The organism is Pseudonocardia sp., assembly GCF_025965585.1.
GTDB lineage: Bacteria > Actinomycetota > Actinomycetes > Mycobacteriales > Pseudonocardiaceae > Pseudonocardia.
On sequence record NZ_JAOPWR010000348.1, the window covers coordinates 1 to 13,354 of the forward strand.

A 13,354-nucleotide genomic window follows, 5' to 3' on the forward strand; every position below is an offset into this window, starting at 1 on the left:
GTGCCGGTCGCGGACGTCGTGGCCGGTAAGGGGATGGACGATGTCCAGCTCGGTCGAGGCCAAGGAGGGCACGGCCGCCGAGGCCACGCCCCCGGTGCGGGCCGCCGCCACCGACGCGATCGCGGACCCGGCCCCGCTGGGGCTCGCCGCCTTCGCCACCACGACGTTCGTGCTGAGCGTGTTCAACGCCGGCATCCTGCCGACGTCGCTGGAACGCGTCGTGCTGCCCTTTGCACTGTTCTACGGTGGCATCGCACAATTGCTGGCCGGCATGTGGGAGTTCCGCAAGGCCAACACGTTCGGGGCCGTGGCGTTCAGCTCCTACGGCGCGTTCTGGCTGTCGTTCGCGGCCTACGTGCAGTTCGTGGCCCCGGGGATCCCCGCGGCGCAGGCAGGGACCGTGACGGGGCTGTTCCTGCTGGCGTGGACGATCTTCACCGGCTACATGACGATCGCCGCGGTGCGCGTCAGCGGGGCGGTGGCCGCGGTGCTCGTGGCCCTGTTCATGACGTTCCTGCTGCTCACCATCGCCGAGTTCGCCGGCGCGTCCGGGATCGGTGTCGTGGGCGGCATCTTCGGGCTGATCACGGCAGTACTGGCCTGGTACGCGTCCTGCGCCGGCGTCGTCAACGCGACGTGGAAGCGAGCCGTCCTTCCGGTCTGGGCCCGATAGGGGGCACACCCGCAGGTCGAGCCGATGTCCTGCCCGTCCTGACGGTGCGCGGAGGATGATCGGCCACTAGCGTTCGACACGACGAGTGCCCACCGGTCGAGGCCGTCCGGTGGCCGCAGGACCCAGGAGGCAACGAAGACATGGCCGAGTCCGGAGCGACGCTAAGCAACCTGTCCACCGAGAGCCGCAGCTTCCCGCCCAGCGAGGAGTTCGCGGCACAGGCCAACGCCACCGCCGAGTGGTACGACCGCGCCGACGCCGACCGCGACGCGTTCTGGTCCGAGCAGGCCGAGCGGCTGAGCTGGTCGAAGACGTGGGACACGGTCCTCGAGTGGGATGCGCCCTTCGCGAAGTGGTTCGTGGGCGGACAGCTCAACGTCGCGTACAACTGCGTCGACCGGCATGTCGAGGCCGGCAACGGCGACCGCGTGGCCTTCCACTGGGAGGGTGAGCCGGGTGACTCGCGCACCATCACCTACGCCGCCCTGAAGGACGAGGTCTCCAAGGCGGCGAACGCGCTCACCGAGCTGGGCGTCGGCAAGGGCGACCGGGTGGCGATCCAGCTGCCGATGATCCCCGAGGCCGCGATCTCGATGCTGGCCTGCGCGCGGCTGGGCGCGATGCACAGCGTGGTGTTCGGCGGGTTCTCCCCGGGTGCGCTGAAGGCCCGTATCGAGGACGCCGAGTGCAAGCTGCTGATCACCTCCGACGGGCAGTACCGCCGCGGCAAGCCGGCTCCGATGAAGGAGAACACCGACGAGGCGGTCAAGGACACCCCGTCGATCGAGCACGTGCTCGTCGTCAGGCGCACCGAGACCGACGTGCCCTGGACCGACGGCCGCGACGTCTGGTGGCACGACATCGTCGACAGGCAGTCGGCAGAGCACACCCCCGAGGCTTTCGACTCCGAACACCCGCTCTACATCCTCTACACCTCGGGGACCACGGGGAAGCCGAAGGGCATCCTGCACACCTCCGGCGGCTACCTCACCCAGGCCGCGTACACCCACAACGTGGCGTTCGACCACAAGCCGGGCGAGAGCGTCTACTGGTGCACCGCCGACATCGGCTGGGTCACCGGCCACAGCTACATCGTCTACGGGCCACTGGCCAACGGCGCCACGTCGGTCATGTACGAGGGCACGCCCAACACCCCGCACGAGGGCCGGCACTGGGAGATCATCCAGAAGTACGGCGTCTCGATCTACTACACCGCGCCCACGCTGATCCGCACGTTCATGAAGTGGGGCAAGGAGATCCCGGAGAAGTACGACCTCTCCTCGCTCAAGGTGCTCGGCACTGTCGGTGAGCCGATCAACCCCGAGGCCTGGATGTGGTACCGGCAGAACATCGGGCACGACAACTGCCCGATCGTCGACACCTGGTGGCAGACCGAGACCGGCGCGATGATGATCGCCCCGCTGCCCGGCGTCACCGCGACGAAGCCCGGTTCGGCCATGCGTCCGCTGCCGGGCATCGGCGCTGCCATCGTCGACGAGTCCGGCACGCCCGTCGGCAATGGCGAGGGCGGCTACCTCGTGCTCGACCAGCCGTGGCCGTCGATGCTGCGCGGCATCTGGGGCGACGAGGAGCGCTACCGCGAGACGTACTGGTCGCGCTTCGCCGACCAGGGCTACTACTTCGCGGGCGACGGGGCGAAGTACGACGACGACGGCGCGATCTGGCTGCTGGGCCGGGTCGACGACGTCATGAACGTCTCAGGCCACCGCATCTCCACCACCGAGGTCGAGTCGGCGCTGGTCAGCCACCCGACGGTGGCAGAGGCGGCCGTCGTCGGCGCGTCCGACCCGACCACCGGCCAGGGCATCGTCGCGTTCGTCATCCTGCGCGGCAACGCGGCCAAGGACGGCGGCGAGGAGGCCATCAAGGCGCTGCGCGACCACGTCTCCAAGGAGATCGGGCCGATCGCCAAGCCGCGCCAGATCATGGTCGTCGAGGAGCTGCCCAAGACCCGCTCGGGCAAGATCATGCGCCGGCTGCTGCGCGACGTCGCGGAGAACCGCGAGATCGGCGACGTCACCACGCTTGCCGACTCCACGGTCATGGACCTGATCTCGTCGGGCCTGAAGGAAGGCAAGTCGGAGGACTGAACGACGCGGCCTCGGGCATGCTCACCGCATGGCCGAGGACGACCTCCACGTACGGGGACCGCTGGTGCTGCCCGCCGGGGAGCTGCACTGGCGGTTCTCGCGTGCTTCGGGCCCGGGCGGGCAGGGCGTCAACACCACCGACTCGCGGGTCGAGCTCTCGTTCGACGTCGCCCGCTCGCCGTCGGTGCCCGAGTCCCTGCGTGAGCGCGCGCTCGCCCGGCTGGGAGGTCGGCTCGTCGACGGCGTGCTGACCATCACCGCATCCGAGTTCCGCAGCCAGCTCCGCAACCGCGACGCCGCCCGTGAGCGCCTCGCCGAGACGCTCCGCGGTGCCACCGCGCCCGATCCGCCGAAGCGCCGCCCCACCAGGCCCACGAAGGGCTCCACGCGGCGCAGGCTCGACGCCAAGACGCGGCGCGGGCAGATCAAGCGGTTGCGCGGACGACCCGACGACTAGGGTGTTCCTCCGTCAGGGTCTGTAAAGGTGCGCCGGGAAGTCTGGTCGGCAAGGTCATCAGCCGTACCAACTTGCCGGAGCCGCCCGTGATCGCACGCCGCCTCACCGCCCCCGTGGGCGAGCTGGCCCGCTACCTCCGTACCGAGACCGTCGGCGGGGTCGTCCTGCTCGCTGCCGCTGCCGTCGCCCTGCTGTGGGCCAGCTCACCGTGGTCCGACGCCTACCGGGCCATGCGGGCCACCGTCGTCGGCCCGGCCGCCCTGCACCTCGACCTGACGCTCACGCAGTGGGCCACCGACGGCCTGCTCGCGATCTTCTTCTTCGTGGTCGGGCTGGAGCTCAAACGCGAGCTGGTCGTCGGCGAGCTGTCCAGCGTCCGGCAGGCGCTACTGCCCGTGGCGGCCGCACTGGGCGGGATGGTGGTGCCGGCGGGGATCGCGCTGGTGGTGGGCGGTGGCGCGCCGGGCATGGAGACGGCGTGGGCCATTCCCGTGGCCACCGACATCGCGTTCGCGCTCGGGGTGCTCGCCCTGGCCGGCTCGGCGCTGCCCGTCACGGCCCGCGTGTTCCTGCTCGGGCTGGCCGTGGCCGACGACCTCGGGGCGATCGCGGTCATCGCGTTCGTCTTCAGCTCGGGCTTCGACCTGGTGACGCTGGGTGTCGCCGCCCTGCTCGCGGCGCTGTACTGGTGGTTGCAGCGGCGCCGGGTGCGCGCGTGGTGGATCTACGTGCCGCTGGGCACGGCCACGTGGATCGCGGTGCACGATGCCGGCATCCACGCCACCATCGCCGGGGTGCTGCTCGGCCTGCTCACCCGCGTCCGTCCTGACGACGGCGAGGAGCACGCGCCCGCGGTGCGGCTGGAACATCGGTTGCAACCCTGGTCGGCGGGCCTGTGCGTTCCCGTGTTCGCGCTGTTCGCGGCGGGTGTGCCGGTCGGGCCGTCGGCGCTGCGGGAGGTGTTCACCGACCCGGTCTCGCTCGCGGTCATCGCCGCGTTGCTGGTGGGCAAGGTCGTGGGCATCTTCGGCGCGTCCTGGCTCGCCATCCGCGTCACCCCCGCCTGCCGGCCCCGGGGCCTGGGCTGGCGGGACATGGCCGCCGTTTCGATGCTGGGTGGCGTCGGGTTCACCGTCAGCCTGCTCATCGCCGAGCTGTCGCTGTCCGACCGGGGTCCGGTCCTCGACGCGGCCAAGGCCGCCGTGCTCATCGCCTCGGCGGCGGCGTCCTTGCTCGGGGCGGCGATGCTCGTCCGGCGCGGGCGCGTCCACGCGGCGCGTGCGGACACGACCGAGGGATGACGCGACGCGACGCCGTCCTGATCGGGCATCCGCGCACTGGCCGTGGAAGGATGGCGTCCCGATCATCGATGCAGCGAGACGACGAGCAGGAGGACCACTGTGGCCAGCCCGACCAGCGCAGACGGCGCGGAGGTCCCTCCGGTGCTGCCGTCGATCCCGCTCGCGAAGGAGCCCGTGACGCCTGCGGGCGAGCAGTCCATCGGCGCTCTCGTCAAGGAGGCCACCGCGCACGTCTCCACACTGGTGCGCGCCGAGGTCGAGCTGGCCCGTGCCGAGGTCACCGCCGAGGTCAAGAAGGGGCTGCAGGGCAGCATCTTCTTCGTCATCGCGCTGGTGATCGCGCTGTTCAGCCTGTTCTTCCTGTTCTTCGCCCTCGGCGAGGTGCTCGCCATCTGGCTGCCGCGCTGGGCCGCGTTCAGCATCATATTCGGGGTCATGATCCTGGGCGCGGCGCTGTTCGGGCTGCTGGGCTACCAGCGCGTGCGCAAGATCCGCAAGCCCGAGCGCACCATCTCCTCGCTCAAGGACTCCGCCCAGGTCCTCTCGCATCGCGGCCGGAGCAGCAGCGACGTGGCCACCCCCGAGCTGAACGGCCACGGCTTCCGCTGAGTCCGCGGTGCGTCCGCGAGGCGGGCCGGACCCGTCGTCGGTTCGGATCCCGGGACCGTGGTCCCACCATGCCGTGTCGGCCAACGGCATCCGGCTGCACGTCGCCGAGTGCGGCGAGGGCCCGCTCGTGGTGCTGCTGCACGGCTTCCCGGAGTTCTGGTGGTCGTGGCGCCACCAGCTCACCCACCTCGCCGCCCACGGCTACCGCACCGTCGCGGTGGACCTGCGGGGGTACGGCGACTCCGACAAGCCTCCGCGCGGCTACGACCTCTGGACGCTCGCCGGTGACGTCGCCGGGCTGATCCGCTCCCTCGGGGAGCCGCGCGCGCGCGTCGTCGGGCACGACTGGGGCGGCCTCGTCGCCTGGACGCTCACCGCCCTGCACCCACGGCTCGTCGCGTCGCTCACCGTCATGGGCGCGCCGCACCCGCTGGCCCTGCGGTCGTCGGTGGTGCGCGACGTCCGCGGGCAGGGCCGGGCCACCGTCTCGTACGCGCTGGGGTTCCAGCTGCCCCGCTGGCCGGAGCGCTCGCTGCGCGCCCACGACGGCGCCCGCGTCGAGCGGATCCTGCGTGGCTGGGCCGGCTCCGAGTGGGCGGCCACCGACGACTTCGCCACCGCCGTCGCGCGCTGCCGGGCGGCGATCCAGGTGCCGGGCGTGGTGCACAGCGCCATGGAGTACTACCGGTGGGCGCTGCGCTCGCAGGTGCGAGTCGAGGGACGGCGGTTCGCCGCGGCCGTCGCCCGTCCGCCCGAGGTGCCGGTGCTGCAGATCCACGGTGCGGACGACCCGTGCCTGCTCGTCCGCACCGCGGCGGCGTCGCAGCGGTGGGCGGGGGAGCGACACACCCTCGAGGTCCTGCCCGCCACCGGCCATTTCCCGCACCAGGAACGTCCGCGGGTGGTGAACGGGCTGCTGACGGCGTTCCTGAGGTCCTGAGCGCGAGCGGATCGGCGTACCCACCCGCGGGCGCGGATGTCCCGACTCGCGAGCACGGATGCACCGACTGGCGCGCACCCAGTGCCCGGCTCACGTGTACGCACGGCCGGTTCGCAGGCCGGGCAGTGCTGACCCGCGCGCCGGATCGTGCCGACTCGCGCGCCAGGCGTGTCGAGTCACGCGCCAGGCGTGTCGAGTCGCGTCAGGCGTCGTCGCGGCTGAGCATGGCCTCCTCGAAGTCCAGCCTGCGCAGGACGCGGCGCAGCACCTCGTCGTCGATGGCCCCGGAGTCGCGGCGGTCGACGAACGTCCGGCGCTCCTCGTAGAGCATCTCCCGTCGCAGCCTGCGGTAGGCAGCGCTCGGGCTCTCGCCCGCCTCGGAGTCGGGCCTGCCGAGCTGTTCCCACACCGAGTTGGCGCTCTGCTGGCTGAGGAAGCGCAGCTTCTTGACCATGGCGGGCGCCTGGTCGGCGTCGCCGGTCAGCTCGTCGAGCCTGCCGATGGCCGCGAGCCCGGCGTCGTACTGCGCCTGCGCCTCGGCGAGGACGTCGGCCTGGCCCCCCTTCTCCCGCACCCCGAGCCTGCGGATCACGGTGGGCAGCGTGAGCCCGTGCAGCAGCAGCGTCGCCACCGTCACGAAGAACGCGAGGAACACGATCGTCTCCCGGCCCGGGACCTCGGGCGGGATCGCGAACGCCGCGGCCAGCGTGACCACGCCGCGCATCCCCGACCACGAGATCACGGCGGGCACCTGCCAGGGCGGACGGGGCTCGCGCTCACGGATCCTCCGGGACAGGACGCGCGGCAGGTACGTGCTGGGGAACACCCACACGATCCGCGCCAGCACCGCCGCCAGCGTCACGACCACCCCTGTGACGAGCAGCGGGACGAGGTTCCCGACCTGCGCGACCACCGTGGTCAGCTGCAGCCCGATCAGGGCGAAGACCACCGACTCTAGGATCGTGTCGCTCGCCCGCCACACCGCCTGCTCCTGCAGCCGTGTTGCGTAGCCGCTGTCGGGGGCGTGGTGCCCCAGGTAGATCCCCGCCACGACGACGGCGAGCACGCCCGACGTGTGCGCCTCCTCGGCCACCAGGTACACCGCGAACGGGACGATGAGCCCGAGCGCGCTCTCGATGTCCGGGTCGTCGAGCCGGCGCCGGACCCAGTGCACGACCCAGCCGATCACGTACCCGATGGCCGCGCCGCCCGCCGCGGCCAGCACGAACATCCCCACCGCCCCGATCGGGGAGATCGCGGTGCCGGCCGCGACCGCGACGAACACACGGAACAGCGTCAGCGCCGTGGCGTCGTTCGCGAGGCTCTCGCCGCCCAGGATCGTCATCGTGCGCCGGGGGAGCCCGAGCCTGCGCCCCACCGCCAGCGCGGAGACGGCGTCGGGAGGGGCCACCACGGCGCCGAGCACGAGCGCGGCGGGCAGCGACAGGCCCGGCACCACCCGCCATGCCACGAGGCCCACGACCACGGCGCTGAAGGCCGGCAGGCCCACCGCGAGCAGGCCGATCTGCCGTCGGTTGGCGCGGATGCCCAGGTAGGAGGACTCGAGCGCCGCCGAGTACAGCAGCGGCGTCAGGACGACGAGCAGGACGATGTCGGGGTCGAACTGGATGGCCTCGACCCCGGGCAGGAACGAGGCGGCGATGCCGGCGACCACCAGGACGAGCGGCGCGGAGATGTCGAGTCTCCGGCACAGCCAGGTGATCGCGAGGGCCGCGACGACGAGAGCGACGAGGCTCAGCTCGGTGTTCACGGGTTGGTCCCACGGACGAGTGTCACGAGGAGCAGGATGGACCACGATGACATGCGCACACACCACCGAGTTCGAGGCCCCGTCATGGCTCGAGCCCCGGCCCGGGTCCGAGAAGGAGTGCCAGGACTGCCAGGCACTCGGCGACCACGTCTGGGCACATCTACGGATGTGTCTGTCGTGCGGGCACGTCGCCTGCTGCGACTCGAGCCCGTACCGGCACGCCACGGAGCACCACCGCGCCACCGGTCACCCGGTCATGCGCTCGTTCGAGCCGGGTGAGACCTGGCGGTGGTGCTACGAGGACCACCGGATCGTCTAGGTCGCGCCCGGCCCGGTCCGCCCCTCCTGGCGCACCGCCGCGCCCGCGACGAGGAACGCGTCGCCCAGGCCGGCGCTGCGTCGCGTCAAGCAGGCGGGCCCGCTGGTACGGGGCGGCCGCCGGGAACCGGCGCCCCCGTGATCAGGACGCGCCGATCGCACGGACGACGAGCGCGACGACGAAGCCGAGGAACCCCACGCCTCCGACGATCATGAGCACCTTGGCCGGCAGTGGCACTGCACCGTCGGCCTTGATCCCACGGGCGGCGAGGAGGTTGCCGATCCCGATCAGGGCCATGCTCACCGGGGCGACCCAGAGGAAGACGAAGAGGGCTCCGACGGCGAGGACCAGGGCGGCGGAGCCCGCGAACTGGTGCGACCGCGTGCGGCGCGTGCGGTCCTCGACGTCGGTCACCCGGCCATCATCCACGATTCCCGGGCGGGCGACCCGGACAGCAGGCCACGCGCCGCCACCGCCGTGTCGGGATTGTCCGTGAACATCCCGTCGACACCCGCCGCCAGGAACGCCGCGTACTCGCGGAAGACATCGCCGTAGTTCGTCGGGTCGTCGCCGCGGCGCAGATCGGCAGGCAGGAAGCGGTTCTCGTTGCGGAACGTGTACACGTGCACGAGCAGCCCGGCCGCGTGCGCGTCGACGACGAGCGGGGTGGGCGCGCCCAGCTTGCCGTCGGCGTCGCAGGGGATGACGAGGTCCTTGTCGGGGCCCAGGCCGTCGGCGTAGGTCGTGATGTCCGCGAGGCCCTCCGGGGTGACCATGTCCGCCGTGGTGCGAGGGTCACCGGCCGCGGCGAGGTCCGCCGGAGCGGTGCCGCTCTCCACGAGCTGCGTGATCGGCACGCTCAGCTCGTCGCGCACCGTGCGCAGGAACGCCGTCTCGAACGACTCGACGACCACCGCGCCGTCGGGCGCGTCGACCCCGGCGTCCCGCAGCCCGCGGACGATGGCCTGTTCCAGCGGCAGCCCGATCCCCGCGAAGTAGGTGGGGTTCTTGACCTCCGCGTAGATCCCGATCCGGCGGCCAAGGCGGGACGTCAGGCGCGCGGTCAGCGCCAGGATCTCGTCGAGCGTGGCGATCCCGTAGTGCCCGTCGTAGATCGTGTTGTTGCGGCGCAGGTGGGGGATGCCCTCGACTGCGCGCAGTGTCCGCAGCTCGGACAGGGTGAAGTCCTCCACGAACCAGCCTGTGAACACCTCGCCGTCCACGGTCTTCGTGGCGCGCCGGTCGGCGAAATGCGGCAGCGACGCCACGTCGGTGGTGCGGCTGATCTCCGGCTCGTGCCGGGCCACCAGCACGCCGTCGGCGGTGATGACCAGGTCGGGCTCGATGTAGTCGGCCCCCATCCGCGCCGCCAGCTCGTAGGAGGCGAGTGTGTGCTCGGGCCGATAGCCGGATGCGCCACGATGACCGATCACCACGGGGGTGCGCTCGACGAGATCGGTGGGTCGGGGGCCAGGATCCACGGCGGGAATCATGCCTTCTCGCCACGACCGGCTCGTCACGGCCAGGGGTCTGTGCCGCATCGAGCGGGTGAACGACCGACGCGGCCGTCGCCGTGCAGGAGCGGGGATCTAGGCTTTCCGGTCGTGCGCGTCCTGGTAGTGGGATCCGGTGCCCGAGAGCACTCCATCGTCCTCGCCTTGGCGCAGGACCCCGAGGTGACCGCATTGGCGTGCGCACCCGGCAACGCAGGCACGACCGCGGTGGCCGAGCAGCGCGGCGTCGCCGTCGCCGACCCGGAGGCGGTCGCCGCACTGGCGCTGGACTGGAAGGCCGACCTCGTCGTCGTCGGGCCGGAGGTGCCGCTGGTCGCGGGCGTGGCCGACGCCGTGCGTGCCGCCGGGGTCGTGTGCTTCGGTCCCGGCGCCGAGGCCGCCCGCATCGAGGGCTCCAAGTCCTTCGCCAAGGACGTCATGGCGTCCGCCGGGGTCCGCACCGCCACCGCTGAGATCGTCGACAACCCCGCGCGCCTCGACGCCGCGCTCGGCCGCTTCGAACCGCCCTACGTCGTCAAGGACGACGGGCTGGCCGCAGGCAAGGGCGTGGTGGTGAGCTCCGATCTCGACTTCGCCCGTGCCCACGCCATGACCCTGCTCGACGGCGGCCACCCCGTGCTGCTCGAGTCGTTCCTCGACGGGCCCGAGGTCTCGCTGTTCTGCCTCGTCGACGGGGCGACGGTGGTGCCGCTGCTGCCTGCCCAGGACTTCAAGCGCGTCGGCGACGACGACTCCGGCCCGAACACCGGCGGGATGGGCGCCTACGCCCCACTGCCGTGGGCGCCGCCCACACTGGCCGACGACCTGGTCACCGACGTCGTCGCGCCCGTCGCGGCGGAGCTGGCGAAGCGCGGCACGCCGTTCTCGGGGCTGCTCTACGCGGGGCTGGCACTCACGTCCAAGGGTCCCGCCGTGGTGGAGTTCAACTGCCGCTTCGGCGACCCGGAGACGCAGGTGGTGCTGGCGCTGCTGCGCACCCCGCTGGCCCGGCTGCTGCACGCCACCGCCACCGGGAAGCTGGCCGACGAGCCCGCGCCGCAGTGGTCGGACGGGGCGGCGGTCACGGTCGTCGTGGCGGCCGAGGGCTATCCGGGGACGCCGCGGCTGGGCGACGTCATCACCGGGGCCGAGGCCGACGGCGTGCTGCACGCCGGTACGCGCCGGCGCGACGACGGCGCCGTGGTGTCCAGCGGCGGGCGGGTGCTGTCGGTGGTCGGCACCGGCACCGACCTCGAAGGCGCCCGCGACGACGCCTACCGCCGGCTCGAGGGTGTGCATCTCGCTGGGTCGCACCATCGCACCGACATCGCGGCGCGCGCCATCCGTGGCGAGATCGCGGTGCCCTCCGTGGGCTGAGTGTGTATGACGATCGGCGAGCGTCGGGGTTGTCACTCGATCGGGTGGCTCTCCGTGTCGCTGAATCGGGGGCTTTCGTGGCGAAAGGGCGAGGTCGTGCCCCCGTTCAGGCGTATAAGCGCTCGCTTACCGTGGCGACGCGCGACTTGCGAGGTCGGCGGCAGCCCGAGAGGGTCCGTGGCACCCGAGGGTGATCCACATCGTCGTCGCTCCCCGTGATGGCCGACAGCGGTTCTCCCTCCGGGTGCCGGTCGTTCCCCCGAGGACTGAGGACTTCCCATGACCAACCACGCACGCCACGCCCTCCCCGGCCGCCACGCGGCTGCCGCCGGGCGGATCGCGCTCGGTGTGATCGGGGCCCCGGTGGCCCTGCTCGCCGTCGCAGGACCCGCCAACGCCGCCGCGCCGGCTCCGGTCGCCCACACCGTCGACGACTCGCTCGCCGGCGCCGCGTCCGCCCTCAACCTGCCGGCCGCCGGGCTGCCCGACCTGCCGTCGCTGCCCGGCCTCGGTTCGGTGTCGTCGCTGCCGGACCTGACGTCGTTCGAGCTGCCGTCCCTGCCGTCCCTGCCGAGCACAGACGCCCTGCCGTCCCTGCCGAGCGCTGACAGCCTGCCGTCGCTCCCGGGGACGGACGCGCTGCCGGCCGCGGACTCGCTGCCGAGCGCGGACTCGCTGCCGTCGCTGCCGGCCGCGGACTCGCTGCCGTCGCTGCCGGGAACGGATGCTCTGCCGTCCCTGCCCAGCGCCGACGCGCTGCCGTCGCTGCCGGGCACGGACTCCGTGCCGAGCGCCGACTCGCTGCCGAGCTCGGACGCCCAGCCGAGCACCGACGACTCGACGGGCACGGACGCGACGCCGTCCCTGCCGTCGCTGCCCGGTACGGACTCCCTCCCGTCCGTGCCCGACGTCGCCTCCACCTCGGGTCTGCTCACCGGCCTGATCTGATCGACCTCGCAGGGGTGCCCCTGCGCGCTGCAGCGGCCGTCCACGTCCGAGCGACGTGGACGGCCGTTCGCGGATCCGGCTCCGCATAGGCTCGGAGCGTGACCACGCACCCCCTCATCCCCGCGGCGGCCCGCCGGGCGCAGATCCCCCCGTTCCACGTCATGGACGTCTGGTCGGCGGCGGGCGAGCGCCAGCGCACCCACGGCGACCTGGTGAACCTCTCGGCCGGGCAGCCCTCGACGCCCGCCCCCGTGGCGGTGCGGGAGGCGGCCACCCGGGCGATCTCCGAGGACGTGCTCGGCTACACGGTGGCGCTGGGGATCCCCGAGCTGCGCGAGAGCATCGCCGCCCACTACGCCCGCACCTACGGCCTCGACGTGCCCGCCGGTCAGGTCGTCGTCACCACGGGGTCGTCCGGCGGGTTCCTGCTCGCGTTCCTCTCGGCGTTCGACGCGGGCGACCGCGTGGCCATGGCCCGTCCCGGCTACCCGTGCTACCGCAACATCCTCGCGGCGCTGGGCTGCGAGGTCGTGGAGCTGCCGTGCGGGCCGGAGACGCGCTACCAGCCCACCGTCGCGATGCTGGAGGCGCTCGACGAGCCGGTGAAGGGCCTGATCATCGCAAGCCCGGCCAACCCGACCGGCACGGTGATGGCCCCGTCGGAGCTCGCCGAGCTGGCGGCCTGGTGCGAGGGCACCGGCGTCCAGCTGATCAGCGACGAGATCTACCACGGCATCTCCTACGAGGACTCGCCCGCGACGTCGTCGTCGTGGAGCACCTCGCGCGAGGCGATCGTCGTCAACTCGTTCTCGAAGTACTTCTCGATGACGGGCTGGCGGCTGGGCTGGCTGCTGATGCCGCCGCGGCTGCTGCGCGCGGCCGACTGCCTGGCCGGCAACTTCACCGTCTGCCCGCCCGCGCTCGCCCAGCAGGCGGCGCTGGGGGCGTTCGCCGCGTCGAGCTACGCCGAGGCCGACTCCCACGTCGCCCGGTACGCGGTGAACCGCGGCCTGCTGCTCGACGGCCTGGCCCGGCTGGGCTTCACCCGGGTGGCGCCGCCCGACGGCGCGTTCTATGTCTACGCGGACGTCTCGCACCTCACGTCGGACTCGATGGACCTCGTCTACCGCCTGCTCGCCGACGTCGGCCTGGCCGTGGCGCCCGGGCTGGACTTCGACCCGGTCGAGGGCGGGCGCTGGATCCGGCTGTCGTGCGCGGGGGCCACCGAGGACGTCGAGGAGGCCCTGCGCAGGCTCGGGACCTGGATCAACCGGTAGCGCGAGCCCTACGCTCCGCCGCATGGCCGCCGTCGACACGCCGGGCGCTGATCCGATCACCGGCGAGCCGCGGATCGC

Annotated in this window: 13 protein-coding genes; 10 read left to right on the top strand and 3 right to left on the bottom strand. The window is 72.5% G+C overall.

Going from position 1 to position 13,354, the window contains the following annotated elements; translation table 11 throughout:
* Positions 1–40: 40 nt before the first annotated feature.
* From JWR81_RS21170 to JWR81_RS21195, 6 genes are all read left to right on the top strand, one after another.
* Positions 41–673 (top strand): acetate uptake transporter, encoded by a 633-nt coding sequence (locus JWR81_RS21170; protein ID WP_297655643.1) that lies wholly within the window; start codon positions 41–43, stop codon positions 671–673.
* 140 nt (positions 674–813) lie between these two features.
* The gene (gene acs / locus JWR81_RS21175) at positions 814–2,784 is read left to right on the top strand and encodes an acetate--CoA ligase (protein WP_297655646.1); all 1,971 of its coding nucleotides are present in this window, start codon (positions 814–816) and stop codon (positions 2,782–2,784) included.
* 28 nt (positions 2,785–2,812) lie between these two features.
* Entirely contained in the window at positions 2,813–3,241 is a 429-nt protein-coding gene (gene arfB / locus JWR81_RS21180; RefSeq protein ID WP_297655649.1) for an alternative ribosome rescue aminoacyl-tRNA hydrolase ArfB, read from the top strand.
* Between the two features lie 86 nt (positions 3,242–3,327).
* Entirely contained in the window at positions 3,328–4,542 is a 1,215-nt protein-coding gene (gene nhaA / locus JWR81_RS21185) for a Na+/H+ antiporter NhaA (RefSeq protein WP_297655653.1), read from the top strand.
* A 99-nt stretch (positions 4,543–4,641) separates the two neighbouring features.
* A complete protein-coding gene (locus JWR81_RS21190) occupies positions 4,642–5,151 on the top strand; it encodes a phage holin family protein (protein WP_297655658.1) in 510 nt (169 codons plus the stop codon).
* A gap of 7 nt (positions 5,152–5,158) precedes the next feature.
* On the top strand, positions 5,159–6,091 hold the full coding sequence (locus tag JWR81_RS21195; RefSeq protein ID WP_297655661.1) for an alpha/beta fold hydrolase: 933 nt from the start codon (positions 5,159–5,161) through the stop codon (positions 6,089–6,091).
* A 202-nt stretch (positions 6,092–6,293) separates the two neighbouring features.
* Here the strand turns inward: JWR81_RS21195 and JWR81_RS21200 are convergent, their stop codons facing one another.
* Entirely contained in the window at positions 6,294–7,862 is a 1,569-nt protein-coding gene (locus JWR81_RS21200) for a Na+/H+ antiporter (RefSeq protein WP_297655664.1), read from the bottom strand.
* A gap of 46 nt (positions 7,863–7,908) precedes the next feature.
* Here JWR81_RS21200 and JWR81_RS21205 point away from each other — a divergent pair, with 46 nt between their 5' ends.
* On the top strand, positions 7,909–8,181 hold the full coding sequence (locus tag JWR81_RS21205; protein WP_297655667.1) for a UBP-type zinc finger domain-containing protein: 273 nt from the start codon (positions 7,909–7,911) through the stop codon (positions 8,179–8,181).
* A 141-nt stretch (positions 8,182–8,322) separates the two neighbouring features.
* Here JWR81_RS21205 and JWR81_RS21210 read toward each other — a convergent pair whose 3' ends face one another.
* Positions 8,323–8,595 (bottom strand): hypothetical protein, encoded by a 273-nt coding sequence (locus tag JWR81_RS21210; RefSeq protein ID WP_297655669.1) that lies wholly within the window; start codon positions 8,593–8,595, stop codon positions 8,323–8,325.
* The gene (locus tag JWR81_RS21215; protein WP_297655672.1) at positions 8,592–9,674 is read right to left on the bottom strand and encodes a glycerophosphodiester phosphodiesterase; all 1,083 of its coding nucleotides are present in this window, start codon (positions 9,672–9,674) and stop codon (positions 8,592–8,594) included. The genes JWR81_RS21210 and JWR81_RS21215 overlap by 4 nt, the downstream gene beginning before the upstream one ends.
* 111 nt (positions 9,675–9,785) lie before the next feature.
* Here JWR81_RS21215 and purD point away from each other — a divergent pair, with 111 nt between their 5' ends.
* From purD to JWR81_RS21230, 3 genes are all read left to right on the top strand, one after another.
* Positions 9,786–11,051 (top strand): phosphoribosylamine--glycine ligase, encoded by a 1,266-nt coding sequence (gene purD / locus JWR81_RS21220; RefSeq protein WP_297655675.1) that lies wholly within the window; start codon positions 9,786–9,788, stop codon positions 11,049–11,051.
* Positions 11,052–11,330: 279 nt separating this feature from the next.
* On the top strand, positions 11,331–11,999 hold the full coding sequence (locus tag JWR81_RS21225) for a hypothetical protein (protein ID WP_297655678.1): 669 nt from the start codon (positions 11,331–11,333) through the stop codon (positions 11,997–11,999).
* Positions 12,000–12,160: 161 nt separating this feature from the next.
* On the top strand, positions 12,161–13,276 hold the full coding sequence (locus JWR81_RS21230) for a pyridoxal phosphate-dependent aminotransferase (RefSeq protein ID WP_297655680.1): 1,116 nt from the start codon (positions 12,161–12,163) through the stop codon (positions 13,274–13,276).
* Positions 13,277–13,354 lie beyond the last annotated feature (78 nt).